Here is a 26,453-nt window from a genome sequence, read left to right as displayed (position 1 = left end):
TAAATAATTGGGGGATTTTTCTAAAGGCAATATAGAATTATTTATTCTTCTAAAAAGTATATTTTAGCAGCTCCTAAAGCAACTTTTGTAGTATATAACTGCTCGCTAGAAGTCAAGTCAAATACATAATAATCACTTTGTTCAGAATAGTTTCCATTTACTCCGTGCAGCTCATCATTTGCCACAGACATTCCAGATAAAAATTGTGAAACCACTTCCTCCGTAGCCAACGCTGTTGCATTTGATGCAATTTTGTATACTTTTCCTGAAAGATAATAATAGATATTTTCTTCTGAGAATGCCATCAAACTGGGGTGTTCTCCTTCTTCAAATTCTAAAGAAGTAGTTACCATATTGCTAGAAACATCAATTGTCTGTATAGCTCCAATTGTGTTACCTCCAACAGACCAATCTGCATTGTAAATAGTTCTTCCTTCTGACAGTACAACCAAATCACCATTATCGTTAAAAAATAACTCGTCTGGATTGTCTTCTACGGTAATTTCTGTGACTACATCTGTTGCAATATCAATTACAGATACAATGTTGTTGTAAGAATAAGCTCCTTTGTGGCTTACATACAATTTTCCATCTTTTTCAATAATTTGTTCAGGACCATTTCCTACAGCTATGGTTTTGCTTACTGTATAAGTGGTCAAATCTACTACAGCAATAAAATCATCTGTCTCAGAATTTGGGTTTCCCCAATTGGTTACATACCCTTTATCTCCTACAACTGCCATATATCTTGGTGTTGTCAGATTTGTTGTAATTTCTCCTACTTTTATAAAAGTAGCCTTGTCTACAACGGTAATTGTATTTGCGTTGTCTACAATAACAAAAGCATTATCTTCCGAAAAAGCCATAGACTGTAAAAAAGTACCCAACTCTACTCCGTTTGCACTTAAATAGATAAATTGAAATTTAGAAGATTGATCCTTTGAAATGTAAGAAATAGAACCTGTCCCTGCTCCAGAACCTTCTCCGCTGATCAATACTCCGTTAGAATAGTCTCTTTCAACCAACTCCACTTTATCATCTTGACAAGAAACCAACAATATGGCAATCATCAAAAGTTTACATAATTGTTTTGTAATTTTCATTTTTAATTAAATTTATAGTTCATGTTTATGTTATAGTTTCTACCTGGCATTGGTCTTAAATTGGAATACTGATACAATTCATTAAAAACATTTTTTACAGACATGCCTAGATATAAACTTGATTTTTTTTGTTCCAACAAACTGAACTTGCATCCTAAATTGAATAATTTAAAACCTGAAAGACTCAATTGCTCAATATTATCATCAGAAGTATAAACTTTACTCTGTAACATGTTTTGCAGATACACCGCCATTTTTTTTAAGCGATAATTGATTGTTGTATTGAATAAATGTTTTGGCACAAAAATTAACTGTTTTTGAGTTTCATTGTTTACAGCTTCTGTATAAATATAATTGGCTGTAACGTCTAGACTAGAAATATCTCCTAATGAATGTTCCCAGCTAGCAAACAACTCTAACCCTTTGTGAAAAGATTCCTCTAAATTGATAGGCACCCAAACATTGGGTCTACTTTCATCTCCGTTAGAAGTCCACACAATTTTATCCAACACATGAATATAAAAGAATGTGCTTTTTAAGGTAAATTCCTTTCCTATATATTGATAACCAACATCTACTTGTTTGGATGTTTCTGGAATCAAATCTAAATTTCCTTGTCCTGGCCAATACAAATCATTCAAAGTGGGAACTCTATAGTTTGACGAAATATTCATCAAAATACTTTGATGATGACCCCATTTGTATTCACTTCCTAAAGAAATAATTATTGGTACTTTAAAATCTGAGTTCGATTCTTTTTTAACCTCCAAATTGTATTTCCAATTTGCTCTAATTTCTGAATGCAATCCTAATGCTAAAGAATATTGTTCTCTTTTATGAGATGGAATTTTGTTTGTTTTTCCTTGAATATTTTGTAGATCTACAAAAGCGTTAAAACTTGTTTTTGATGACCATTGATAACGTAAATCATAATTAAAAACAAAAGTGTTGGAATTTCCAAAATCATAATCTTCTTCGTTCTTATCTTCAAAATATCGATACTCTTGCGTTAAAAAAGCAGCTTTTAATGTATGATGCAAAGCGTAATTTTCTACATCCCAAACCAATAAATTTCTTTGATTCAAATCTATGTATTTCTCATCAGCAGCACTCGGATTTGGCAACGCACCAGAAAACAAGCGATCTCCTTTGTAACTTGTTGTGTAAAATCTTAAATTGTTTTTCTGAGAAAATTGATAACCAGCACTCAAACTAATGCTGTAATTTTTATAAGCTCCATTTTCGTTTTTATAAAATTCCCCCTCAGAATCTTTGAATCTTTTGTCTATCAACTCATAATCATTTTTTGATTGGTGATAGGTTGAAGCCAATTTTAAAGACCATTTTTGCTCTCCTAAATTGACTGCTATATAATTGGAAGTTGTTTGAAAACTTCCATAAGAAGAAACTAACTCAACAGTTTGATGTTTTTTAAATTTTAAATAATCATTGATGTGTACTGTTCCACCAATAGCACCAGAACCGTATTTGATAGAACCACCACCACTTTTTACAATAATCTCATCCGCAGTAGCCAAAGAAATTCCATTCAAATCTGTTTGTCCCAAACCAAAACTGTTGATATTGATACCGTTCCACAAAAAAGCCGTATTGGATGCTGAAGTTCCTCTAAAACGAGCAGAACTGGCTCCACCATTTCCATTGTCTCTAACAGCTATAGCAGAATTAAAACGCAATGTTTCTGTAGGATTGTTGTTGTTATGTTCTATTTGTAATTTTGAAACAGAGATCTTTTTTTGTCCAATATTTTCTTGTTTCACATAGCGATCTGCAAGCACAACAACCTCATCCAAACGATGAATAGTATCAGTTTGAGCAGTAGCTACAGCACAACAAAGCATGCATCCAAAAAAAAGCAACATACATAGTTTCATTCTAAATTTCCTTTGCTCCCGAAAGAATTTATAGTTTTGAACCTGGCAGGTCTCCTGACTTGCGTCTCGTTACTACCTTCCCATTTTTACTATTTTTCAAAACAGTGGTTTAAGAATGTAACAAGCACCTTTACGGCAAAGCTTACAGTTGCGGGGACAGTTCTTGATTTTAACAAGATTCCCTTTTAATTTTAACGCTTCATTTCTGAAGTACGCTAAAAACCAAAATCGAAGCAAAGCTACATTGTTTTTTTAATTAAAAAACACGGAACTAAAAATATTTTGCAAAGTCTGTTTTTCTTTTGATTACTTTGCAAAAAGAATTTACTTATTTCTAATCCCTCTTTTCATGAACTATTTTTACTTGTTTGTAATCTCATTTGCTCTTTGTGCTTGTCAACCTAAAAAACAAAGCAAAATCTCAACAAACGCTAATATCAATTTGACGTACGCTAAAGGTTTTAGTTATGAAAAACACTCTAAATACACCAAAATAACAGTCCATACACCTTACAAAAATGCTACAACTCCATACGAATATTTATTAGTAAAAGGGGATACGGTTATAACCCCTACCCAACCAAATCAGTTTGTAATCCAATTGCCTATTCAGAATTTAATCGCAACATCAACAACGCAAATTCCAGTTTTTGAAGCACTTGAAAGTGAATCTTTGCTAAAAGGATTTCCAAACACTCGTTTTGTTTCTTCTAAAAAAACAAGAACATTGATTGACAAAGGTGGTATTGTAGACGTTGGACAAAATGAAGCCATGAATACTGAATTGATTTTAGGACTTCAGCCCGATGTACTTTTTGCTTTTGCAGTAGACCAACTAAATAAGAATTTTACCACATTAAAAAAAGCAGGAATCCCATTGGTGGTAGATGCAAGTTGGTTAGAAGAATCTCCCTTAGGAAGAGCAGAATGGATTAAATTTTTCGCTCTTTTTTTAGACAAGGAAAAGGAAGCAAATACTGTATTTCAACAAATTGAAGTTAGTTATACAACTGCTTTAAAATCCATCCAAAAAGACAATTCAAAGCCTAAAATACTCTATGGCTCTATGTTCAATGGAATTTGGTATGCTCCTGCAGGAGAAAGTTACGTAGCAAAAATTTTAAACGATGCACAAACAGATTACTTATGGAAAAACACATTAGGAACAGGTAGTTTGTCTTTGCAATTTGAACAAGTTTTTATAGAAGCCAACCAGTCTGATTTTTGGTTAGCTCCTGGGGTAGCTGTTGATTTAGAAACCTTAAAAAACCAAAACAAACACTACGCTCAACTCAAACCTTTTCAAAATAAAAAAGTATTTACATATACCAACACAACAGGAGCCACAGGTGGTTTTTTGTTTTTTGAACTCAGTGCTCTTAGACCTGATTTGGTTTTAAAAGACGTGATTAAAATTTGTCATCCTAACACATTACCTGCCTATGAAACCACTTTTTTTAAACAATTAGAATAACGTTGGTTGATCATTTTCTTTCTCATCTTCACCTTGATCTTCTTCTACTATTTCCTCTTCATAAGGCAAAGGTTCTAGTCTATTTACCTCTTTGATTCGTTCATCCGTAAATACATTTCCTAAAGCTCTGATTCCTTTTACAGCAATAAAATCTTCCAAGTCTACAACCATGTTGTCCATAGAGCGTTTGCTAAACACCACTTCTACATTTGGTCTGTAGTCGGTTAAAATTATCTGTACTTGTGTTTTTTCATGATCACTTACATAGGTTTCCTCTTTGTCTGGTTGCTCAATTACAAAACGTTTTACATAATAACGTTCTTTTTCTCCTTCATAATAAACTACCGAAATAGGTTTCTGAGGATTCCATTTTTCCAACACCACCATGTCACTATCAAAATGCATGGTCAAGTCTGGAGTAATTGTTTTTATTTTACCAGATTGGCTAGCAATCAACAACTTATCTTTCGCAGTAAATTCACCTAATAACTCTCCTCTTCCATCCACATTCAAACGCTGTACAGCATCGTCAAACCAAATTTTTCTTGGTTTTAGCGTAGAATTCCCCGCAGCTTTGAATTCTATTTTTTTGATGGTATGTTTGGTTATTAAATTTCCTCTTACAGACCTTCCTTTGATGGCTAAATCTGAAAAGTCAATATCCCATTTTAATTTCTTTAACCCACCAATTGGTTTTAATTCTACCGTTACCGTTTCAGCTTCTCCATTCGGGTTTTCTGTAAAATACCAAACCACAGAACCTTTATTTCCTGCAGTCAAATCGTATTCTCTATCTCTCGTAATTCCCAAAACATTAAAGCGTTTCATATAACTAGGACCACTACGACCATCTCTATACATCATATTGTAAATGGTACGTCTATCGTTTTTCTTAAAAATAGCAACGTGAATAATGTCTTTTCCTACAAAGGTTTTTTGAGCCACTTTGCTCACCATCATCACCCCGTCTTTTCTAAAAACAATTACATCGTCAATATCGGCACAATCTGCAACAAACTCATCTCTTTTTAACGATGTTCCTACAAAACCTTCTTCTCTGTTTACGTACAATTTCTCGTTACGCATCACCACTTTGGTTGCCTCTATATCATCAAAAGTTTTGATTTCTGTCAATCGAGGTTTTTCTTTTCCGTATTTTTCTTTCAAAGATTTGAAATAATCAATAGCATACTCCACCAAATTATCTAAATGATATTGAACTTGGGTCATTTTATCCTCCAAACCTTCTATAAATTGTTTGGCTTTGTCAATATCAAACTTAGAAATTCTTTTGATTCTAATTTCTGTCAATCGCGTGATATCCTCTTCTGTAACTGCACGTTTTAAATGTTGAATGTAAGGTTTCAATCCAGTATCAATTGCAGAAATCACACCTTCCCAAGTGCTTTCTTCTTCTATATCGCGGTAAATTCTATTCTCTATAAAAATACGTTCTAACGATGCAAAATGCCATTGCTCTAACAATTCTGCCAACTGAATTTCCAACTCACGTTTTAACAAATTCAACGTATTATTCGTAGATATTTTTAAGATATCCGAAACCCCTACAAATACAGGTTTGTGATCTTGAATGACACAACACAATGGTGAAATAGAGACCTCACAACTGGTAAAAGCATACAAGCCATCAATGGTTTTGTCTGGAGAAATCCCTGGTGGCAAATGGATGATGATTTCTACATTTCTGGCTGTATTGTCTTCAATTTGTTTTACTTTAATTTTTCCTTTATCATTTGCTTTGATAATAGATTCTATCAAAGTTGACGTTGTAGTTCCGTAAGGAATTTCTGTAACCACCAACGTTTTTTTATCCAGTTGAGAAATCTTAGCTCTTACACGTACTTTTCCTCCACGAGCACCATCGTTATAATTGGTTACATCAACTTCTCCTCCTGTTAAAAAATCAGGATACAGCGTAAAACTACGTCCTTTTAATATTTTAATAGAAGCATCAATCAACTCGTTAAAATTGTGTGGCAATATTTTGGTAGACAATCCTACAGCAATTCCTTCTCCTCCTTGAGCCAACAACATTGGAAATTTTACGGGCAAGTTGATAGGTTCTTTTCTACGACCATCGTAAGAAGATTGCCATTTTGTTGTTTTAGGATTGAAGACTACCTCTAAAGCAAATTTGGTCAAACGCGCTTCTATATAACGAGCAGCAGCAGCACGGTCTCCTGTAAGAATATTCCCCCAGTTTCCCTGCATGTCTATCAATAATTCCTTCTGCCCTATTTGCACCATGGCATCAGAAATAGAAGCATCTCCATGTGGATGGTACTGCATGGTGTGCCCTACCAAATTGGCTACCTTGTTGTAACGTCCATCATCCAGGTCTTTCATAGACTGCATGATACGTCTTTGCACAGGTTTAAAACCATCGGCTATAGCAGGAACCGCTCGTTCTAGAATTACATAAGATGCATAATCTAAAAACCACTCCTTGTACATTCCTGTTACTTTGGTAATGGTTTCTTGACTTTCTACTTTTTTATCTTCTTCAAATTCGCTTTCTTCTTGGTTATTGATGTCGTCTTGCATACTTAAAATATGTCTTCTGTATTTATTAATTCTTTTTCAATTCTGAACTCATTTGGAACTTCTTTCATTTGATAGAATTTCACATGTTCATAACCGTACAGTTGTAATTCTTTTATTTTATTCTTTATTTTTTCTGATGATACTTTTAACCCGAAATAAACTTCTTTTATTATTTTGGGGTTAAATGTTAAAAACTCTGTTTTATCACTATTGATGAATCTAATTTCTTTCTCATATCCCCAATCTTTACTTTTTGTATATAACCAATAATTTATTGCTTCTAAATTATTTTTCTCATCTCCATCAGCATCGAAAGGTTTGGGTATTATTTCTTTTTTATAATCAACCCTATTAAAATCTCTTTTATTTAATTCAGTTGAAAACCCAATAGATAAACCAGTATGCTTTTCTCCGTAATGAGACCACATTAAAATATTTTTATAACATTCGCTAAACGAAGTTATTCTAATTTCTTCTTTATATTTCTTGAAATACTCTATACTTGTATCCCTTAAAAACTTATCTCCTTCTTCATAATTAATAGGAAAAAACATAGAAAAATCAACCTGCTCTCTAGATATTTTAGATATTGGCTCAATCAATACTTCATAACAATCAAACGGATCATTAAAACTAGATGGGGTTGAAAATTTTATCGTCCCTTCTTTTAAAACTTTCTCTATCCCTGTTTCAAAATCTAGATACTTATAAACAACCACTGGAATATTTTCTCCCATCTATTCCTCAATTACATCCAATTCGTATTTCAAATTGTCTATGATAAAATCTTGTCTTGTGGGTGTATTTTTACCCATGTAAAACTCCAACATAGATTCTATAGATTGTTCTTTGTCTAACATCACAGGATCTAGGCGGATATTGTCTCCAATAAAGTGTTGAAATTCATCTGGAGAAATTTCTCCCAACCCTTTAAATCGTGTAATCTCTGGTTTTCCTGTTAGTTTTTCTATGGCATTTTGTTTTTCCTCTTCAGAATAACAGTAAATAGTGTCTTTTTTATTACGAACTCTAAACAACGGAGTGTCTAAAATGTACAAATGTCCTTCTTTAATGACTTCTGGAAAAAATTGCAAAAAGAAGGTAATCAGCAACAAACGAATGTGCATTCCATCCACATCGGCATCGGTAGCAATAATTACATTGTTGTAACGTAAATTCTCTATTCCATCTTCTATATTTAAAGCTGCTTGTAATAAGTTGAATTCCTCATTCTCGTACACAATTTTTTTAGTCAATCCGTAACAGTTTAACGGCTTTCCTTTTAAACTAAAAACTGCTTGTGTGTTTACGTTGCGTGATTTGGTGATGGAACCACTTGCAGAATCTCCCTCGGTAATAAACAAAGAAGTATCTAAATGTCCTTCTTTTTTAGAATCGGCTAAATGAATTCTACAATCGCGTAATTTTTTATTGTGTAAACTCGCTTTTTTAGCACGGTCTCTTGCTATTTTTCTAATTCCAGACAATTCCTTACGTTCCTTTTCAGCCTGCATTACTTTGCGCTGAATGGCATCTGCAGCTGTCGGATTTTTGTGTAAATAATTATCTAAATTGGTTTTGATAAAATCGTTGATGTACGTTCTTACCGTAGGCAATTCCCCACCCATTTCTGTGGACCCCAATTTGGTCTTTGTCTGACTCTCAAATACAGGTTCCATCACCTTTATAGCAATGGCACTTACAATGGATTTACGAACATCCGAAGCATCAAAATTCTTTCCAAAAAATTCTCTAATGGTTTTTACAATAGCTTCTCTAAACGCATTTTGATGCGTTCCTCCTTGTGTGGTGTGTTGTCCGTTTACAAAAGAATGATATTCCTCACTGTATTGAGTTTTACTATGAGTTATGGCAACTTCTATATCATCTCCTTTTAGGTGAATAATAGGATAAGCCATAGTATCTACATGAATATTTTCCTCCAACAAATCTTTCAATCCATTTTCAGAAATAAATTTTTCTCCGTTAAAAACAATGGTCAATCCAGGATTTAGATACACATAGTTTTTGATCATTTTTACCACATATTCACTTCTGAACTTAAAGTTGATAAAAATGGTTGGATCTGGATAAAAAATTACACGAGTTCCTCTTCTTGCACTAGAAGCTTCTAAAGGAGTTTGACTAATCAGTTCTCCTTTTTCAAATTCAGCCAAAGTGGTTTGTCCATCTCTAAAAGACTGAATGGTAAAATTGGTAGACAATGCATTTACTGCTTTGGTACCCACTCCATTCAACCCAACTGATTTTTTAAAGGCCCTAGAATCGTATTTACCTCCTGTGTTCATTTTTGAAACTACATCTACTACTTTCCCTAAAGGAACACCGCGTCCGTAATCTCTAATTTTAACCATCTCATCTTTTACAGTAATCTCAATGGTTTTTCCTGCTCCCATGACATATTCATCAATGGAGTTGTCTATCACCTCTTTGATTAAAATATAAATACCATCATCTTGCGAAGAACCATCACCAAGTTTACCAATATACATACCTGGTCGCATGCGGATGTGTTCTTTCCAGTCTAACGATCGTATATTGTCTTCGGTGTATTTTGTTTCTTGACTCATAAATTGGGTATTCGATTTTGGTTATTGCTAAAATTAAGATTTTATTGGCCTGTGTCAACATGAAACACTCAGGAATTATCAACAGTTTTTTAACGGCTACAATAAAAACTAATTCAATTTTGGGGCTTGATACAAACGAATAAAAACACCTCCTTTTTGATATTCTTGTAACAAAACCCACTGATTGTGTAATATTGCTATTTCCTCATCTTTTGTTGAGTTTTCTATATTAGAATGCACAAAATATTCCACTTCTGAAATTTTTGAACAATATGTATAGGTTTCTTGTTCTTCATTTCTGAGATATGCTATATACACACTGGGGTTTCGTGTTTTGGTTCCCACTTCTGTGACGGGTAAATTTTGCTCCAACACGTAGTGACACATTTTTTCTTTGACTTCAAAATAATTCAAATAAGCCAGAGAACTATCCCAACCTTGAGAAATTGTTTCTGGGTAAATCCAAAAATGACCTGAGATTAACAAAATTCCAATAGAAAAACTAGCTAATTTTGCTTTCTTGGTGCTAAAAACAGTAAAGATTAAATGAAGCGTTATCAGCAATCCAATCAGATACAAAAACATAAAATATCTGTGTCCAATAGGGTTGGAAGAAAAAATCATGGTCACATTACAAACCAACAAACAGATCCAAAACAAAATCAACCGTTTGATTTTTACGTTGATTTGTATTTTTTTTTGAATACAAACAACTCCGCTAAGTAGTGCCAAAATCCAAAAAAGGAATCTTCCAAAATCTGCAAATACCCAAACCAGACTAATTCCATTTTTTAAGAGTTGAAAAACACCTACCAACTCCCTCTGATCGCTCCAATTTTTACTTGGGGATTTAAAAACCCATCCTAACTGATGGTATTGATACACTAAAAAAGTTCCAAAACACAACAAAGGAACAACCAATGCATAAATACTTTTTTTATAGTTCTTTACTTTGATCCATCCAAAAATCTGAACCAACACATCAAACAACACAAAACCACCAAAAAACAAAATCCCTCTTAAGTTGCAAAATAAAATACCCGTTAGAGCTAAGCTATAAATAACTCTATTTTTAAAAATATTGTTAAAAGCTAAAAAACACATCAACAAAAGCAAAACATCGTTGTTTAGAATTGTGGATTGTGCCAAATAAGTAGGCTCTATCAATAGTAATAAATAAGCATATTTTGGAATTTCATTATCCGAATATTTTTTTACTAAAAGCTGCATTTGGTACACCACCGCAAGATTCAGCAACAATAACAAAGCCCTACTAACCAACAATGTTCTTCCGAACAAAGTCCAAGAAAAAGCCAACAGCAAAGTCCATAAAGGAGGATGTCCAGAATTGAGTTCTGTAGGAATAACCCATTGAGAAAAATGATGTTCAAAAAACCATGTTGCTCTCTCAGATTTGGAAATAGCATCCCAAAAAAAGGGAATTTTATACGTTGCTAAAAAAACAACAATGCTAACAAAAGCACCTATAACAAAAAAATAATGTTGCTTAAATAACTCTTTTACGTTATCCATTCTTCTCTTTTTTAGACACAACTCTCACACCTATAATAACCACTACAACACCTATTGCTTGTACAAATGTAATTCTTTCTCCCAATACAAGAGCAGCTACCAAAATGGTAAAAACAGGTCCTACACTTCCTATGATAGAAAACTTAGAAGCTCCCAATTTTTGAATCGCAAAAGAAACCAAGTACGAAGGTAATACAGTACAGAAAAAAGCCATCACTAATGCATAAAGATACACCTCTTTGCTATAATTTAATATTGAGATTCTATCTGTAAACAAATAATGAACAAGTACCGATACACAAGCCACAATCATAGCAATGGAAGTAAAACGAACCGTTCCAAACTTAGGAATTAACCAACCACTACCCACTAAATAAGAAGCATAGGTAAGTGCACTCATAAAAATTAACCCCACCCCTACAAACAAATGACGATCATGATGAATTTGAAGTTCTGATGCAAATGTTAGAAACACCCCTAAATACGTAATAACTATGGCTATTGCTTGTTGTTTTGTGATTTTAGTTTTAAGAAATAAAGCACCAATCAACACCACCAATGTTGGATATACAAATAGAATGATTCGCTCCAAACTGGCTGTTAAATATTTCAAGCCATAGAAATCAAAAAAACTAGCAAGATAATACCCCATCACACCAAAAACGAGCAACCAAGCATAGTGTTTTCTAGTTACTTTTTGACGTGTTTTCTTTCTCTGAAACCACAAAATCCCAGTATAAAATGGCAGTGCAAACAACATTCTTAATAAAAGAATATGAATTGTAGGCACTTCAAACTCATAAATCAACTTTACAAGAATTGCTTTAGAAGAAAATAGAAATACTGCTAACAAAGCTGTAACAACGCCAATAGCATTCTGAGATATTTTTTTCATGATTATTTGAGAAGGGGAGATTGAAATATTTGGCAAAAATGAGAAATTAAAAACTAGTTTTAGCTCTTTATAGCAAGTAGTTATTCAATAATTTTTAACTCTAAATCCATCTCACATTTTTTTAACACTTAAGCAAGCAAAACACATAAAAACCTATTTACAAACTGACTAATAAGTAATTTTAGTTATTCTGTTGTAGTGATTAGAACATATCACTTATCCAATTATTCTTTTATCATTTAATTTTACAACAATTAATTAACTATTTATTTCTTATATGATGAAAAAATTACTTTATGCATTTGTAGGGCTATTGTCTAGTATGGCAATTGCTCAATCTACAACCATAACCTCTGCTCCGACATCTGCTGAAGCGGGAGAAACTATTACTATAAATATTTCCTTTGACACTGGAACAGCAGATTTAGCTACCGAAATTTATTACGAATTAAGAGACGTAACTGATGGAGGGCAAGTTTGGAAATATGGTCAATTATTAACTCTAGACACTCCTACAAGTTCTGGTACACATACCACTACAACTTTTGCACTTCCTGCAACTTTAGATACAGATGCAGATTATAAATTAATTGCTAACTATAAAATAAGTAGTGCATGGGGAAGCGGTACTGATCAAGTAATTGATATTACTCCTGCTCCTGTTACAGAATCTTGGTCTTTTGGAGAAAATTTAGAGTTTAATGCAGGAACTACGTTAGATGTACCTATTAAATATACCTCTAATGAAGATATTGCTGTTGGAGGAATAAAATTTGTTTTTTGGACCGAAACTAGGGGTACTGTAGAAGCTGTAAATCTTTTCTCTGACATATGGTTTGGAGCCGTTTCTAATACTGCAATATTACCAGCAGGAACAAATGTTGAAACAACTATTACTGTAAATGTTCCTGCAACATTAATAAACCCTAGTACAAGTAAAATGTATTTATCTTCTGATTTAACTACCTGGGATCCTAATGCTGGAGATGCAGGAAGAAACTATGTAGATCATGCAACAACTCCTGCACCAATCTACACTTTCCAATTAAGAACCGCTTTAGGAACAGATGCAGGTTTCCAAGTAAAACCAGATAGTACTGACTTTACAGTTATAGAAACATTAAGCTCTAAGAACTATAAAAAACTAGGATCTGATATTTTCCCAAACCCAACAACTGGAATTATTAACATTTCTGATATTGAAGGTATCGACACCATATCTATCCTTACCTTGACTGGTCAAATTATCAAAACTTTTGAAGCAAACAATACAATCGATATTTCAGAATTAGCTTCTGGCATGTATGTATTGATCACTAATAATGGAAAGTATAGAAAAATTATCAAACAATAATTTTCTCTATAACACCTTTAAAAAAAGCGACCCGAAACGGTCGTTTTTTTCTTTTTTAACGGAAATTCATATAAAAAAAAACATATGTTCTACAAGTTTCCATAAAATACATTCAACTTTACAGTATCAATATTTAATATAGAAAAATGTTCCAAAAATTAGCAATCGTTATTTTAACAGGATTAAGCTTGACTGCTTTTTCTTACAAAGTCAATGCTCAAAAAAAGCCTAATATCTTATACATAATGTCTGACGATCATACTTCTCAAGCATTTGGTATATACGGAAGCAGGCTGGCTGTTCTAAACCCAACTCCCACTTTGGATAAAATTGCAAATGAGGGAATTATTTTTAACAATTGTTTTGTGACAAACTCTATTTGTACTCCAAGTAGAGCTACTATTATTAGCGGACAATACAGTCAAACAAATGGTGTTTTAGATTTGGAAGGAGATGTAGAAACTAAAAATCAATATTTACCTCAAGAAATTAAAAAATTAGGCTATCAAACAGCTTTGGTAGGAAAATGGCATTTAGGAAACAGACCAGATTTTGACTACTATAATGTATTTATGGAACACGGGCAACAGGGTTCTTACTTTGATCCTAGCATGACACAAACAGGAATGAAATATGCAAAATACGGTACCAAAGAATACGAAGGTAAAACATACAAAGGACATAGTTCCGATGTAATTACAGACATTACTTTAGACTGGTTAAAAAACAAAAGAGATCCTAAAAAACCTTTTTTCTTAATGCATCAGTTTAAAGCACCACACGATGATTTTGAGTTTGCTCCTCGTTATAAAGATTATTTAAAAGACACTCACATTCCTGAACCTGCGAGTCTGTACAACAACGGAAACAATGGTTCTATTGCCACACGTGGTGCACATGATTCATTAATTCACGATATTGGTTCTTCTGTTTCTAAAAGAAATAGAATTAGACACATGGGAATGCGTATGTGGAGTAAAACATACATCAAAAATAATAATCCTGATTTAGATATTGATTCTCCAAAATGGTTAGAAGGAAACGATTACATACACGAAACCTACCAAGAATACTTAAAAAGATACTTAAGATGTGTAAAAGGTGTAGATGACAATGTAGCTCGTATTATTGATTATTTAAAAAAGGAAGGTTTGTATGACAACACTATTATAGTATACACCGGAGATCAAGGATTTATGTTAGGTGAACATGATTATATTGACAAACGATGGATGTACGAAGAATCTATGAGAATGCCATTCTTTGTAAGATACCCTAAGATGATAAAACCTGGAACTAGAACCAATGCTATTATCAACAATGCTGATTTTGCACCAACATTAATTGATTTGGCTGGAGGAAAAACTCCTAAAAAAATGCAAGGTCACAGTTTTGAAAAAATCTTAAAAACGGGTAAAGAACCTAAAGGTTGGCAGCAATCTACTTACTACCGCTATTGGATGCATATGGCACATGCACACGCTAATCCTGCTCACTTTGGAATTAGAACCAAAGAATATAAATTGATTTTCTTCTATGGAAAATACTGGGTAGACGTAAAAAAATCAGGTGCTGATTGGAATAAGAAAAGCTGGGGAAACAAATTCACTATGGACACCCCTGTTGCTTGGGAGTTCTATGATTTAAGCGTGGATCCTAAAGAAATGAACAATGCTTACAACGATCCTAAATACAAAGAGATTATTTGGGATTTAAAAAACCAATTACTAGCAAAACGTAAAGAATTGAATGAAGAAGATGGAGATAAATATCCTCACATTCAAAAAGTAATTGACGAACACTGGAACGATTGATGAATCATTCCACTTATAATATCCTTAAAAAGAGAGTCGTTTGGCTCTCTTTTTTGCATACCTACTATTCCTATTATTCTTAACAAAACTACGTATTGAGTAGCATCAATATTTAAATTGCTGTAAATCAACCATAAAAAAAACATTACCTTTTAATTTTGACAAAAAAACAAACAATTGTTTGTTAATTTAAAATACACTATCGCCAGTTAACTGATTTACCAATTTAAAAACAAACTATACAATGCCTACCCCTAGCCCCACAAAAAGAATTTCAGAAATAAGTAACTCTAAAAATTATACCTTACATATCGTTGCTACTTATCAAGTAGTAATTAAAGCGTCTATTGATGGCTATTATTCTAAATTAGGAGATTTATTTACAGAAATCAGCATGTTGACGAAAATCAACTTCAGTATTGCTCGTAATCACTAATTACTTAAACAATTCAATATAATTTTAATAAAACAAAAAAGCAAACGATTGTATCACCCAAAACAATTGAAATTAAAACTATAATAATGAAAGATTGAATACCCATTAATTAACTTATAAACCCCATTGCTATGATTACCCCAAGACCCCAAAAAACACTTTACACATGTGATTCAAATTTAGATGCATTTTACATTAAAAACGCTATTCAGAGATTGGCACCTATTGGTGTTACAATAGATAGAGTTGATAAAAAATTTAAAATCATCATTGACGATTGTAATTTTAAAGTTGCTAACATTATTCTTATGAGTAGTATTAGAAATCTTAAAAGAAATGCTAATTACAACAGTTCAAAAAATTCTGAGAAAGCAACAGAAAACAGAAGTATGATAACAATGGTTTTTGACTACTTTGGTAGTCATACACAAAGAGGTTCTTTTTCTAGAAAAATAGCTTCTTAAATAAAGAAAAAATCATTTTTCGAAAAAACATAGACTAAGTGCTCAGTAATTTGAGCACTTTTTTTATACAAATACTTACTTAAAAACTAACATTTACAAACATAATGGCCAGTAAAAATCTTAATAATCATTTATTTTCTTAAAAAACAAATGATTATTACCTCATAAACTCCCGTATTATCTGACCAATGAATATATAGTTGATTAAAAACAACAAATGAATTGCTCGCAATCACTTTTCAAAGAATCTTTAAAATCTACCTTTAGAGTAGGCTAATAAAACAAATTATTTAGTTTAAAATTTTTCAAAAGAAAATGTCTATTTACACCCCATAAATAACTATTAAAAAAGAAAAAAAATGATTGCTACCCCAACAACCCCAAGACCCCAAAAAACACTTCACATTTGCAACTCTAACTTAGAAGCTTATCATATTAAAAATGCGATACAGCGTGTTGCACCAATAGGAGTTGTCATCGAAAAAACAAACAACCAAATTAAAATATTGGTTGATGATTGTAACTACAAAACGGCACATATCATTCTTCAAACTGCTATTAGAACTCTAAAAGCTATTACAAAGAATGCTAAAGTTGAAACTTATAAAGTTCCTGTAAAGAAAAAAACATCAAAAAATGCTCTTTCAATAGCTTTTGATTTGGTTGACAACTTACTTCACAAACACACTTTAGAAAGAAGCATATTGTCATAAATAATAGAATTATTTGTAATAACAAAGCGTGCTTAATTAGTTAAGGATACTTTGTTGTATATATTTTAATATAATTTATTTTACACCCATAAAAAACTTCTCAACTGTAAAAAATTGAAATCATACTGAATGACTTAACCGACTGATCACCCCCAATTGCTATGAAACCCCAAAGACCTCAAAAAAAACTACATACCTGTAGTACAAACTTAGAAGCATATTACATAAAGAATGCAATACAACGACTAGCTCCTATAGCTGTTATGATAAACAGATCTGATAGAAAATTTCATCTTTCTGTAGATGATTGTAATTTTAAAGCAGCGAATATTATTCTTTTAAATAATATTCAAAACTTAAAAAGAAACAGCCAGTACAACAAATCAGACAATTCTCAATCCTCTCAAAAAACACTGCCTAATAGAAATATTATATCAGCACTGTTCGGATATCTTGGAAGTCAAAAAAACACTTTATCCAGAGGCGTTGCTTCTTAGTAAAATTATTTATTAAAATACCTACCCCACCCAAAATACAAAATCGCTCGAATTATTCGAGCGATTTTTTTTATAGAGTGTATTGACTAAAAAATCATATTTCAAATATTGTACACAAACATTAAACAGCAAATAACACACTACAGAAATAATATATAAAATTGTAATTGCAAAGTATATGTAAACTAAACATTAAGTCTAATTAGTTCAAAAACCTATTGTGATTTTTTAATTCTAATTTTATCATAAAAACCCTCATATTTCGCTAAGCCCCTAGCTTATTATTGATTATAAACAACATTTGCATTGCTCGTCATCACTTTGAACAAGACTATTAAAATCTATCTTTACAGTAGGTTGATAACACAACTTAAAAAAATACTATTTACACCCCATAAATAACTATTAAAAAAGAAAAAAATGATTGCTACCCCAACTACCCAAAACACAAAAAGAACATTACACATTTGCGATACCAATTTAGATGCGTATCACATAAAGAACGCAATACAAAGAGTTGCTTCTATTGGTGTTGAAATTGAAAAAAACAACAATCAATACAAAATATTGGTTGACAATTCTAATTTTAAAACAGCAAACCTAATTTTATATACTTCTCTCAGAACACTAAAAAGCATGAATACTTATGCTAAAGTTGAAGCTTTAGAAGTTCCTAAAAAAACTGCTAAAAGAGGTTTTATAACAATAGCTGTAGAATTTTTAGACGGATTGGTAAACAAAGGAGCTTTAGAAAGAAGCGTATTATCATAACAACGTAACTCAACCCAAAAAATAGTTTTCGAGTTTAATCAACAACTAAGATTAAACAATAAGTAAGATTACAATACAGATACACTATCGTTATTTTTAAATATTTATTGATTATTTTCCATACACTACCATAAATTGATTAGAAACAACTACTAGATTGCTTATCATCACTTTTCATGATTCAAAATCAAGTTATCTTTAGTAGAGAGTTCTTAAAAGCCTAAAAAACTATCCGAATATATGCTATTGAATCCCTAACTACTAAAAAGAAAAAAGATGATTGCTATCCCGACTACCCCTAACCCACAAAAAACTTTATATGTATGCAAATCTCAATTAGATGCATATCAAATTAAGAACGCTATACAAAGAATAGCTCCAATTGGTGTTGTCATAGACAAAACTGATGAAAAAATTCAGATTTTAGTTGATGAAACAAATTTTAAAACCGCAAACCTTATTCTTCAAAGCAACATTAGAACCTTATCCAGAATTAAAAACCCGCCTCCTAGAACTCCTAGACCAGAAGTAGAAAAGCCCGAAGAAGTAAAACTAAAAGTAGTCGCACGTAAAAGTGTCATTAAAATGGCTGTTGATTTTATTGAAAGGCACTTAAATTTAAACAACCGAACCGCCATAGAAAGAAGCGTTTTGTCTTAATAAAAATTTTGTATACCCCAACCCCAAAATAACAGGTGCTCAAGTTAACATTGAGCACTTGTTCTTTTTTTATACCTCTTATTACTTTAATAAAATTTACTAAAAACAAAACTTACATAATTGACATTCTAAATTTGCTTTAAAACAAAAAATTGATTTCTTCAACTCCTTTTGTTTTTCACTACTTTTGCATAAATTTTTTTGAATGTCTATCAAGCTACTTTCATCTCCATTACAAGGATTTACAGATTTTCGTTTTCGTAATGCATTCCATCATTATTTTGGGGGAATAGACACTTTTTATGCTCCTTACATTAAAATGAATGGTAAGTTGATTATTAAAAACAATTACCAACGAGATTTAAATCCTGAAAACAATTCGGTTCCAGAGCTAATTCCACAAGTTATGACCAATAATCCTGATGAGTTTTTATTCGCCTTGAACTATGTAAAATCTTTAGGTTATACAGAATTGAATTGGAATTTGGGTTGTCCATACCCTATGGTTACCAAACAAGGAATGGGATCCGGTATGATTTGTCAGCCACAAAAAATTGACGAAGTTTTACACAAAGCTCATACTGAAAGCGACATGACTATTTCTATGAAAATGCGCATGGGTTATGATGAACCAACAGAAATATTAAAAACTTTTGCTATTTTGGGCAAATATCCGCTAAAAAATATTGCCATTCATGCCCGTATAGGAAAGCAACTGTACAAAGGAGGTGTGGATTTAGACGCTTTTGAAGCTTGTTTGAAACAAACACCTCATCAACTGTATTACAATGGTGATATTACCAGCGTAAACGCTTTTAGAAAAATTCAACAACGTTTTCCTGAAATAAATCACTTTATGATTGGTAGAGGCTTGATTGCCGACCCTTTTTTACCAAGTATGATTAAAAATGATACTACAGAATATCCTGAAAATAAATGGCAAATTTTTAAAGAATTTCACGATACTATTTACCAACAGTACGATGAAGCTTTGTCTGGACCAACACCTATTAAAATGAAGATGTTAGGCTTTTGGGAATATTTTTCACAATCTTTTGACAACACTCCAAAAGTATACAAAGCAATTAAAAAAGCTGGGAATGCGGTAAAATATAAAAATGCGGTAAACGAAATTTTTGCAAATCAAAAACGATAAACAAATACAACTAATAAAGCTTAAGATTTGATTCTTAAGCTTTGTAAATCATCAATATTCTTTTTAAACACCAAATTGAGTCAGATGATGGTCTAAATGTTTTGCAAACATGGTATTCCACTCTTTTATTGTAAGAACTCCAAAAGACAAAGACTCTTTTCCTTCAAAAAAATTCTCTCCCAATTGCTGTGTTTTGTTGATGTAATCAATCAATCTTTTTTTTTCTGTTTCAAATTTACGATTGTCTTTAATCACAAATTCAGGTGCTGTTTGCCCATTCTTTTTATATGGCTTATCACCCACAACAATATCTTTCACAAATAATTTAAGAATCAATTTCTTAAAAACATTAGGTTTAGCGTGTAAATCTTCAAAAACAAGCTCATAAGTAACGTTGCAATGAGCTAACATTTGATCTACATTCATTTTTCCCCAATTGGGTTGGGCAGCAGGTGTCAAACTTTCTATACGCTTGATCATTTCAGCCGTATCGATGGCATTAAACATATTTTTCATTGTAAATTAAGGATTTGGTGACTATTGTTGTTTTAATCAAAAAAATAAGGGATTGATTTACTTGAACAAACCCCAAGACTAAATATATCCTTTATAATCAGAATTTTATAAATTTAAATATTAATTTTTGTTTAAGGAAAGTAATGTTTATTACATAAAAAAAGAGAGCCAAATGGCTCTCTTTCTCTTTTTTATTTTTTGTAACAAATTAATTACACGTTGAATCTAAAATTCATCATGTCTCCATCTTGTACAATGTATTCTTTTCCTTCTACAGACAATCTTCCTGCTTCTTTTACTTTCGCTTCGTTTCCAAAGATCAAGTAATCATCATATTTAATTACCTCTGCACGAATAAATCCTTTTTCAAAATCGGTATGAATGACTCCAGCAGCTTGTGGTGCCGTATCTCCAATATTAATTGTCCATGCTCTCACCTCTTTTACACCTGCCGTAAAATAGGTTTGTAAATTTAACAATCTGTATGCATAACGAATCAATTTGGCCGCTCCTGGCTCTTCTAAACCAACATCAGATAAAAATTCTTTACGCTCTTCGTAACTTTCCAATTCATTGATATCTGCTTCCGTTCCCACTGCCAAAAACAATACTTCAGCATTTTCATCTTTCACGGCTTCTTTTACCAATTCTACATATTCATTTCCATCAACAGCAGCAGCTTCATCTACATTACAAACGTACATTACTGGCTTAATGGTTATGAATTGCAAAGGTTTTACAAATTCCAATTCCTTTTCTAAAAACTCTAAAGAACGAATAGATTTTGCTTGCTCCAAAGCCACTTTAATTCGGTCTAAAACATCAAACTCAGCTTGTGCTTCTTTGTTTCCTGTTTTGGCTAATTTCTTTACTCTTTCCAAACGTTTTTCAACCGTTTCTAAGTCTTTTAATTGCAATTCAATATCAATAGTTTCTTTGTCTCTAATTGGATCTATAGAACCATCAACGTGAATAATATTGTCATCGTTAAAACAACGTAACACGTGCAAAATAGCATCTGTTTCACGAATGTTTGCCAAAAATTGATTTCCCAATCCTTCACCTTTACTCGCTCCTTTTACCAAACCAGCAATGTCTACAATCTCTACAGTTGCAGGCACTACTCTCTCTGGATTTACCAATTCTTCTAACTTTTCTAATCTAGGATCTGGTACATTTACCACCCCAATATTAGGCTCTATAGTACAAAAGGGAAAGTTTGCACTTTGTGCTTTTGCATTAGACAAACAATTGAATAACGTTGATTTTCCAACGTTTGGTAATCCTACAATACCTGCTTTCATGAAATTCTAATTTTAGAAGTGCCAAAGATACAATCTATAATTTAAAGATTGAAAGGAATCTTATCTAGAAAAAGCAAACAACCAAACTAGCTATTATCCACAAGATTCTTTGTATTTTTATATTGAAATTTAAAACTTGTACCATGAATTTGACCATGAGCATTCCCGCATTGTTGTTTCCTGCTATTTCTTTAACCATGTTAGCTTACAATGCTCGTTATTTAGCTATTGCTGCTTTGATTAGACAATTGCACAAAGAATATCAAAATTCTCATGAAAAAACAATTGGTGTACAAATTAAAATTTTAAGCAAAAGATTGACTTTGATTAGAGCCACTCAAGCTTCGGCCATCTTAAGCTTTATGGGAAGTGTTTTAACCATGTTGCTTCTTTTTTTACAACTTTCTACCGTTGCAGATATTGTTTTCATTGTGAGTCTTTCTTGTATGATGATTTCTTTGATTCTGTTGTTTATAGAAATTCAAGTTTCTACCAATGCTTTGCAAGTGCAATTGAAAGATATGGAGGTATAAGATTTTATTGATTATTACTTTCTTTGTTCCATAATCTACTATGTTATCAACCTATTTTAGTTGTAAACTATGTCAATAACTATTTTTAATAATGTGCTTAGGCTAAGAACTTAGTATCTAATTTAGATATCAACAGGAAAAATCTAAATTATGAAAACAGAAATAAATAAAAAATTAGACTTAGTATTCTCTTTTTGGCAAAACTATGTTAGCTCTTATCAAATATGTAGAGACAAAAAATATTTGAAATATACCGAATATGGAAAGAGAAACTACACTAATAGTCTTATTGGCTACATAAAAGACACCCTTGATATTATTTTTATTTATGATTATAAAAAATCATCGAAAATAAAAATAATACAATCAGTCCCTTCTCTTGTCGGCGATACTCCCAATGATATTCTTCACGGTTCTGACAGAAATACCAAAATGATTTCAGAAAACATTAGTTTTCTCCAAAGTATTTATATTCAACAAGATTTAATGAGAGAGCTCTTATCAATTTTTAACTATGGAGAGCTCTCAAACAATCTTAATAACGATGAAAATTTTGCGATTAACAGAGAAATAAGAAATGAGTTAGTTGGACATCCATTAGGAAGCTGGAAAAACAATCTAAAATCTACTGCTGTATTTTCCTACAATCCAAAACCTGGGTTTATAGAATACCATACGTATGCTAAAAAAAACAATTATAACTTAGAAATGAAATCTATAAGTATGATAGATATTATCAACCGTCATAATCAATTTATGAATGATTATCTAGACATAATACTTTGTCAAATTGAAAAAAACTTAAAGAACTTAAAAAAAGAAATTGAGGTAAAACTAGAACACCGTTTACAAAACCTCTCTTTTGAAGATTATATAAATTTGCTATCCTCTAAATTCGAATCTATTTTACAAAACCATTGGTATAGTCAAGAAATACTTTTAACAATTTATCAAAAAAGAGAAGAGCATGATAGGTATAAAAATGCGATAGAAGATTTTACTAGCAATCTAGAGTTTTGGATAAAAGACACTAAAGCAGGAATAGATTCATTTCTGCTTAAATTCACAATAGAAAACGGTGCTGAACCTCAAATTGACAATAAAGCACCAAATGTAATTTTATCCGACACTCCAACTGCCGTTGAAAACAAATTAAGAGAGAATTTAAACAATTGCAAGACATCATTAAGAGAAGTGTACAATCCAAATATTGATTCTCATAAACTAAATTCTAAATTTAATTCTGTGCTCTTTTTCTCACCAGATAATAAAGGATTTAAAAACGAGATTGAACATATGAAAAATAACATCGAAGATAAGGCAGAATATATTTCATCTTATCTCTTAGCGAACAAAATACTCCAATCTATAATAGATTCAGAAAATTAAATATCTACTTCTCAAACAACCCTGGTAAAAACATACTAATTTGTGGAATAAAAGTAACTAACAACAACACCAAAATCATTACTCCTAAAAAAGGTAACAAAGGTTTTACAACCTTACTGACTTCTACTCCTGCTACTCCGCTACCAATAAACAATAAGGTTCCCACAGGTGGTGTACACAATCCTATACACAAATTCAACACCATAACAATTCCAAAATGCACAGGGTCTAAACCAATTTCTGTAACAATAGGTAAGAAAATAGGTGTAAAAATTAAAACCGCTGGAGTCATGTCCATAAAAGTACCAACAATCAATAATGTTAAATTTATTGCCAACAACATCATTATAGGGCTGTCAAAATTCGTCAACATAAATTCTGATATCAACTGAGGAATTTCATTATAAGCGAACAACCAAGACAAAGCCATAGAAGTACTAATTAAAAACATAACAACAGCTACCGTTTTAGAACTTTTAATAATGATTTTCCCTAAATCTTTTACTTGAATTTCTTTGTAGAAAAGACTCAATACCAAAGCATAAATTACTGCAATTACAGCCCCTTCTGTAGCTGTAAATACTCCAAACACAATTCCACCAACAACCACAATAATCATTAATATACTTAAAATTGCTTTTCTAAAATCATTCCATAATTGTTTAAAAGACACGCGTTCTTCTTTGGGAAATTTTTTACGAACAGCAACAATAGCTGCTAACACTATAAAAGAAAATCCTAATAAAATTCCTGGTAAATATCCTGCTAAAAACAAGGCTTCTACTGATGCTGCTCCGGCACTGGCCAAAGCAAAAACAATTAAAACATTACTTGGTGGAATGATTAAACCAACGGTAGATGAAGTAATATTTAAGGCTGCACTAAAAGGTTTTGGATAATTTTCTTTTTCCATTCTTTTGGCTAAAACTCCTCCAATTGCCGATGCAGAAGCTGCAGCAGAACCAGAAACGGCTCCAAAAAACATTGCCGAAATAATATTTACATACAACAAACCTCCAGGAAAACTACCTACCAAAGATTTGGAAAAATTGATCAATCTATTAGCAATTCCTCCACTATTCATTATATCACCCGCTAGTATAAAAAACGGAATGGCTAACAAAGCAAAACTATCAATACCCGTAGTCATTTGCTGAGTAATAGTTGTAATAGCAGGTAAAACTGGCAAACTAATTAACAAAGTAATAATAGTTGCTATTCCTACACTATAGGAAACAGGTACTTTTAACAACAACAAAGCAAATAAAATCACAAAAAGAGTTATCACTCCAATAATTGCTACACTCATAATTAAACTAATTTAGTTGCAGAGATTGCTTCTTTTCGATCTCTTATGTAATTCATAATGTGATAAAAACTAAAAAATAAAATAAGGATTCCACACACAGGGACAATGCTGTATACAAACCCCATTGGAGCATGTAATGAAGGCGAATATTGTTCTAATTTTGAAGTAATATACACCAGGTTGATTCCTCCTATCACCATAATAACCAACGCAAAACTTACAATGCATAATTCTATAAAAACACTTAGGATGTGCTTTACTTTGTCATTGCATTTTTCATAAATAAAATCGATAGCCATCTGCCCTTTATAACTTCTTGAATATGCTGTAGCAATAACAGCCAACCAGATTAATAAAAACCTAGACAATTCTTCTGTAAAACCTGAACTTATCTTTGCATAACGTGCAATTACTTGCCAAACAACATCTACAACCAATATCACAAATATGGTTACAAGCATATATTCTAATATCCTTTTTACTCCTTTAAATAATTGCTCCATACTATTTTGTGTTTTTAATTGCCTTTACCAACTTCACAAAAGACTCCTCTTTAAACCCTCCCATTAACGATTTTGTTTTTTCTCTAAACTCATCTTTATTAGGTTCATAAATTTCAACTCCAGCTTCTTTTAAAATTTGAAGACCTTCTGATACCGACTCTTGCCAAAATTTTTTCTGTGCTTCTACAGATTTTTTTGCAGCACTAAACACCCATGCTTTTTCTTGCTCCGACAATCTACTCAAGGTTTTGGTTCCTATAATCAACACATCGGGGATATAAGTATGTTGATCTAAACTGTAATATTTACAAACTTCAAAATGACGAGAGGTTACAAAAGAAGGAATGTTATTTTCTGCTCCATCAACAACTCCTTGCTGCAAAGCTGTATACAATTCTCCATAAGCCATTGGAGTTGCAGAACCACCTAATGCACTTACCATTTTAATAGCTGTTGGGTCGTTCATCACTCTAATCTTCAATCCTTTTACATCTTCGGCTGTTTTGATAGGTTTTTTAGCCGTGTAAAAACTACGACTTCCCGCATCGTAAAAACACAATCCTCTTAACCACCTTTCTGTTCCTTTTTCTAAAAGAATTTCACCTACAGCACCTTCTAATACACGGTGACAATGTTCCAAATCTTTAAAAACATAAGGAATACTCACCGCTCCGTATTCAGGCACAAAATTGGCCATGGTCGCAGCGCTAACCTTGGTCATAGAAATACTTCCTATTTGAAGCAGTTCCAAAGTCTCTCGCTCTCCTCCCAGTTGTCCATCAGGAAAAATTTTAACATTCAAATTTCCTTCAGATATTTTAGCCAACTCTTTTTGAAACACTACAATTCCCTTATGAACGGGATGTGATATTGGTAAAGTATGTGCGAGTGTCAATGTTTTAGTTCCTGTTAAATCAGAACAAGCAACTAGTAAAAAAATAAATATCAAGTAAAAAAATATTCTCATAATTTTATTTT

General features: G+C 32.1%; 24 protein-coding genes and 1 riboswitch. Of the genes, 12 read left to right on the top strand and 12 right to left on the bottom strand.

What is annotated here, in order from left to right:
* Positions 1-41 precede the first annotated feature (41 nt).
* Both Q4548_RS09065 and Q4548_RS09060 read right to left on the bottom strand, forming a co-directional pair.
* Positions 42-1,103, bottom strand: a complete 1,062-nt coding sequence (locus tag Q4548_RS09065; protein WP_303453970.1) for a YncE family protein — start codon at positions 1,101-1,103, stop codon at positions 42-44.
* A 2-nt stretch (positions 1,104-1,105) separates the two neighbouring features.
* The gene (locus tag Q4548_RS09060; RefSeq protein ID WP_303453968.1) at positions 1,106-2,998 is read right to left on the bottom strand and encodes a TonB-dependent siderophore receptor; all 1,893 of its coding nucleotides are present in this window, start codon (positions 2,996-2,998) and stop codon (positions 1,106-1,108) included.
* 26 nt (positions 2,999-3,024) lie between these two features.
* Positions 3,025-3,240: riboswitch (cobalamin riboswitch) on the bottom strand.
* Positions 3,241-3,347: 107 nt separating this feature from the next.
* Between Q4548_RS09060 and Q4548_RS09055 the strand changes: the two genes are divergently transcribed.
* A complete protein-coding gene (locus Q4548_RS09055; RefSeq protein WP_303453965.1) occupies positions 3,348-4,472 on the top strand; it encodes an ABC transporter substrate-binding protein in 1,125 nt (374 codons plus the stop codon).
* Here Q4548_RS09055 and Q4548_RS09050 read toward each other — a convergent pair.
* The 5 genes from Q4548_RS09050 to Q4548_RS09030 all read right to left on the bottom strand — a co-directional run bounded on the left by Q4548_RS09050 (position 4,464) and on the right by Q4548_RS09030 (position 12,056).
* On the bottom strand, positions 4,464-7,037 hold the full coding sequence (locus tag Q4548_RS09050) for a DNA gyrase/topoisomerase IV subunit A (protein ID WP_303453963.1): 2,574 nt from the start codon (positions 7,035-7,037) through the stop codon (positions 4,464-4,466). The two genes, Q4548_RS09055 and Q4548_RS09050, sit on opposite strands and share 9 nt — an antisense overlap.
* A gap of 2 nt (positions 7,038-7,039) precedes the next feature.
* Positions 7,040-7,774 carry a DUF2971 domain-containing protein gene (locus Q4548_RS09045; RefSeq protein ID WP_303453961.1) on the bottom strand — a complete coding sequence of 245 codons (735 nt, stop codon included), beginning with the start codon at positions 7,772-7,774 and terminating at the stop codon, positions 7,040-7,042.
* Positions 7,775-9,628: a DNA topoisomerase IV subunit B gene (locus tag Q4548_RS09040; protein ID WP_303453958.1), complete on the bottom strand. Its 1,854-nt coding sequence runs from the start codon at positions 9,626-9,628 to the stop codon at positions 7,775-7,777.
* A 108-nt stretch (positions 9,629-9,736) separates the two neighbouring features.
* Positions 9,737-11,161, bottom strand: coding sequence for a hypothetical protein (locus Q4548_RS09035; protein ID WP_303453954.1), 1,425 nt, complete (start codon positions 11,159-11,161; stop codon positions 9,737-9,739).
* Positions 11,154-12,056, bottom strand: a complete 903-nt coding sequence (locus tag Q4548_RS09030; protein WP_303453951.1) for a DMT family transporter — start codon at positions 12,054-12,056, stop codon at positions 11,154-11,156. The genes Q4548_RS09035 and Q4548_RS09030 overlap by 8 nt, the downstream gene beginning before the upstream one ends.
* 277 nt (positions 12,057-12,333) lie before the next feature.
* On the opposite strand from Q4548_RS09030, the gene Q4548_RS09025 reads away from it, so the two are divergent.
* From Q4548_RS09025 to Q4548_RS08985, 9 genes are all read left to right on the top strand, one after another.
* Positions 12,334-13,410, top strand: a complete 1,077-nt coding sequence (locus Q4548_RS09025; RefSeq protein WP_303453948.1) for a T9SS type A sorting domain-containing protein — start codon at positions 12,334-12,336, stop codon at positions 13,408-13,410.
* Positions 13,411-13,556: 146 nt separating this feature from the next.
* On the top strand, positions 13,557-15,224 hold the full coding sequence (locus Q4548_RS09020) for a sulfatase (RefSeq protein ID WP_303453945.1): 1,668 nt from the start codon (positions 13,557-13,559) through the stop codon (positions 15,222-15,224).
* A 244-nt stretch (positions 15,225-15,468) separates the two neighbouring features.
* Positions 15,469-15,660 (top strand): hypothetical protein, encoded by a 192-nt coding sequence (locus tag Q4548_RS09015; RefSeq protein WP_303453942.1) that lies wholly within the window; start codon positions 15,469-15,471, stop codon positions 15,658-15,660.
* A gap of 131 nt (positions 15,661-15,791) precedes the next feature.
* On the top strand, positions 15,792-16,124 hold the full coding sequence (locus Q4548_RS09010; RefSeq protein ID WP_303453940.1) for a hypothetical protein: 333 nt from the start codon (positions 15,792-15,794) through the stop codon (positions 16,122-16,124).
* 359 nt (positions 16,125-16,483) lie between these two features.
* Positions 16,484-16,837, top strand: coding sequence for a hypothetical protein (locus Q4548_RS09005; protein ID WP_303453936.1), 354 nt, complete (start codon positions 16,484-16,486; stop codon positions 16,835-16,837).
* Between the two features lie 161 nt (positions 16,838-16,998).
* On the top strand, positions 16,999-17,334 hold the full coding sequence (locus Q4548_RS09000) for a hypothetical protein (protein ID WP_303453933.1): 336 nt from the start codon (positions 16,999-17,001) through the stop codon (positions 17,332-17,334).
* A gap of 420 nt (positions 17,335-17,754) precedes the next feature.
* Positions 17,755-18,105 (top strand): hypothetical protein, encoded by a 351-nt coding sequence (locus Q4548_RS08995; protein WP_303453931.1) that lies wholly within the window; start codon positions 17,755-17,757, stop codon positions 18,103-18,105.
* 276 nt (positions 18,106-18,381) lie between these two features.
* Positions 18,382-18,765: a hypothetical protein gene (locus Q4548_RS08990; protein ID WP_303453929.1), complete on the top strand. Its 384-nt coding sequence runs from the start codon at positions 18,382-18,384 to the stop codon at positions 18,763-18,765.
* 205 nt (positions 18,766-18,970) lie between these two features.
* Positions 18,971-19,921: a tRNA-dihydrouridine synthase gene (locus tag Q4548_RS08985; RefSeq protein WP_303453927.1), complete on the top strand. Its 951-nt coding sequence runs from the start codon at positions 18,971-18,973 to the stop codon at positions 19,919-19,921.
* A gap of 63 nt (positions 19,922-19,984) precedes the next feature.
* Here the strand turns inward: Q4548_RS08985 and Q4548_RS08980 are convergent, their stop codons facing one another.
* Together Q4548_RS08980 and ychF are read right to left on the bottom strand one after the other, a co-directional pair.
* Complete coding sequence (locus Q4548_RS08980) at positions 19,985-20,437, bottom strand: DUF1569 domain-containing protein (protein ID WP_303453925.1); 453 nt, start codon at positions 20,435-20,437, stop codon at positions 19,985-19,987.
* A 212-nt stretch (positions 20,438-20,649) separates the two neighbouring features.
* Positions 20,650-21,741 (bottom strand): redox-regulated ATPase YchF, encoded by a 1,092-nt coding sequence (ychF, locus tag Q4548_RS08975; RefSeq protein WP_303453923.1) that lies wholly within the window; start codon positions 21,739-21,741, stop codon positions 20,650-20,652.
* 143 nt (positions 21,742-21,884) lie between these two features.
* Here ychF and Q4548_RS08970 point away from each other — a divergent pair, with 143 nt between their 5' ends.
* Positions 21,885-22,274: a DUF2721 domain-containing protein gene (locus Q4548_RS08970; protein ID WP_303453922.1), complete on the top strand. Its 390-nt coding sequence runs from the start codon at positions 21,885-21,887 to the stop codon at positions 22,272-22,274.
* A gap of 150 nt (positions 22,275-22,424) precedes the next feature.
* Positions 22,425-23,663: a hypothetical protein gene (locus Q4548_RS08965; protein ID WP_303453920.1), complete on the top strand. Its 1,239-nt coding sequence runs from the start codon at positions 22,425-22,427 to the stop codon at positions 23,661-23,663.
* 4 nt (positions 23,664-23,667) lie between these two features.
* On the opposite strand, the gene Q4548_RS08960 is transcribed toward Q4548_RS08965, so the two are convergent.
* The 3 genes from Q4548_RS08960 to Q4548_RS08950 are packed head-to-tail and all read right to left on the bottom strand — an operon-like array spanning position 23,668 to position 26,442.
* Complete coding sequence (locus Q4548_RS08960; protein ID WP_303453917.1) at positions 23,668-24,972, bottom strand: TRAP transporter large permease; 1,305 nt, start codon at positions 24,970-24,972, stop codon at positions 23,668-23,670.
* A 2-nt stretch (positions 24,973-24,974) separates the two neighbouring features.
* Positions 24,975-25,475 (bottom strand): TRAP transporter small permease, encoded by a 501-nt coding sequence (locus tag Q4548_RS08955; protein WP_303453915.1) that lies wholly within the window; start codon positions 25,473-25,475, stop codon positions 24,975-24,977.
* A 1-nt stretch (position 25,476) separates the two neighbouring features.
* Positions 25,477-26,442: a TRAP transporter substrate-binding protein gene (locus Q4548_RS08950; protein ID WP_303453912.1), complete on the bottom strand. Its 966-nt coding sequence runs from the start codon at positions 26,440-26,442 to the stop codon at positions 25,477-25,479.
* Positions 26,443-26,453: the final 11 nt, after the last annotated feature.

Source organism: Wenyingzhuangia sp. 2_MG-2023, assembly GCF_030548295.1.
In the GTDB taxonomy this organism is placed as follows: Bacteria; Bacteroidota; Bacteroidia; order Flavobacteriales; family Flavobacteriaceae; genus Wenyingzhuangia.
Note: the sequence above shows the minus strand (reverse complement) of the source record. Positions and strands in the feature narration are given on the sequence as shown.

Bases quoted from the DNA above. Each gene is read 5' to 3' on its own strand.
- Q4548_RS09065 (WP_303453970.1), bottom strand. From the start codon at position 1,103: ATGAAAATTACAAAACAATTATGTAAACTTTTGATGATTGCCATATTG.
- Q4548_RS09060 (WP_303453968.1), bottom strand. From the start codon at position 2,998: ATGAAACTATGTATGTTGCTTTTTTTTGGATGCATGCTTTGTTGTGCT.
- Q4548_RS09055 (WP_303453965.1), top strand. From the start codon at position 3,348: ATGAACTATTTTTACTTGTTTGTAATCTCATTTGCTCTTTGTGCTTGT.
- Q4548_RS09050 (WP_303453963.1), bottom strand. From the start codon at position 7,037: ATGCAAGACGACATCAATAACCAAGAAGAAAGCGAATTTGAAGAAGAT.
- Q4548_RS09045 (WP_303453961.1), bottom strand. From the start codon at position 7,774: ATGGGAGAAAATATTCCAGTGGTTGTTTATAAGTATCTAGATTTTGAA.
- Q4548_RS09040 (WP_303453958.1), bottom strand. From the start codon at position 9,628: ATGAGTCAAGAAACAAAATACACCGAAGACAATATACGATCGTTAGAC.
- Q4548_RS09035 (WP_303453954.1), bottom strand. From the start codon at position 11,161: ATGGATAACGTAAAAGAGTTATTTAAGCAACATTATTTTTTTGTTATA.
- Q4548_RS09030 (WP_303453951.1), bottom strand. From the start codon at position 12,056: ATGAAAAAAATATCTCAGAATGCTATTGGCGTTGTTACAGCTTTGTTA.
- Q4548_RS09025 (WP_303453948.1), top strand. From the start codon at position 12,334: ATGATGAAAAAATTACTTTATGCATTTGTAGGGCTATTGTCTAGTATG.
- Q4548_RS09020 (WP_303453945.1), top strand. From the start codon at position 13,557: ATGTTCCAAAAATTAGCAATCGTTATTTTAACAGGATTAAGCTTGACT.
- Q4548_RS09015 (WP_303453942.1), top strand. From the start codon at position 15,469: ATGCCTACCCCTAGCCCCACAAAAAGAATTTCAGAAATAAGTAACTCT.
- Q4548_RS09010 (WP_303453940.1), top strand. From the start codon at position 15,792: ATGATTACCCCAAGACCCCAAAAAACACTTTACACATGTGATTCAAAT.
- Q4548_RS09005 (WP_303453936.1), top strand. From the start codon at position 16,484: ATGATTGCTACCCCAACAACCCCAAGACCCCAAAAAACACTTCACATT.
- Q4548_RS09000 (WP_303453933.1), top strand. From the start codon at position 16,999: ATGAAACCCCAAAGACCTCAAAAAAAACTACATACCTGTAGTACAAAC.
- Q4548_RS08995 (WP_303453931.1), top strand. From the start codon at position 17,755: ATGATTGCTACCCCAACTACCCAAAACACAAAAAGAACATTACACATT.
- Q4548_RS08990 (WP_303453929.1), top strand. From the start codon at position 18,382: ATGATTGCTATCCCGACTACCCCTAACCCACAAAAAACTTTATATGTA.
- Q4548_RS08985 (WP_303453927.1), top strand. From the start codon at position 18,971: ATGTCTATCAAGCTACTTTCATCTCCATTACAAGGATTTACAGATTTT.
- Q4548_RS08980 (WP_303453925.1), bottom strand. From the start codon at position 20,437: ATGAAAAATATGTTTAATGCCATCGATACGGCTGAAATGATCAAGCGT.
- ychF (WP_303453923.1), bottom strand. From the start codon at position 21,741: ATGAAAGCAGGTATTGTAGGATTACCAAACGTTGGAAAATCAACGTTA.
- Q4548_RS08970 (WP_303453922.1), top strand. From the start codon at position 21,885: ATGAATTTGACCATGAGCATTCCCGCATTGTTGTTTCCTGCTATTTCT.
- Q4548_RS08965 (WP_303453920.1), top strand. From the start codon at position 22,425: ATGAAAACAGAAATAAATAAAAAATTAGACTTAGTATTCTCTTTTTGG.
- Q4548_RS08960 (WP_303453917.1), bottom strand. From the start codon at position 24,972: ATGAGTGTAGCAATTATTGGAGTGATAACTCTTTTTGTGATTTTATTT.
- Q4548_RS08955 (WP_303453915.1), bottom strand. From the start codon at position 25,475: ATGGAGCAATTATTTAAAGGAGTAAAAAGGATATTAGAATATATGCTT.
- Q4548_RS08950 (WP_303453912.1), bottom strand. From the start codon at position 26,442: ATGAGAATATTTTTTTACTTGATATTTATTTTTTTACTAGTTGCTTGT.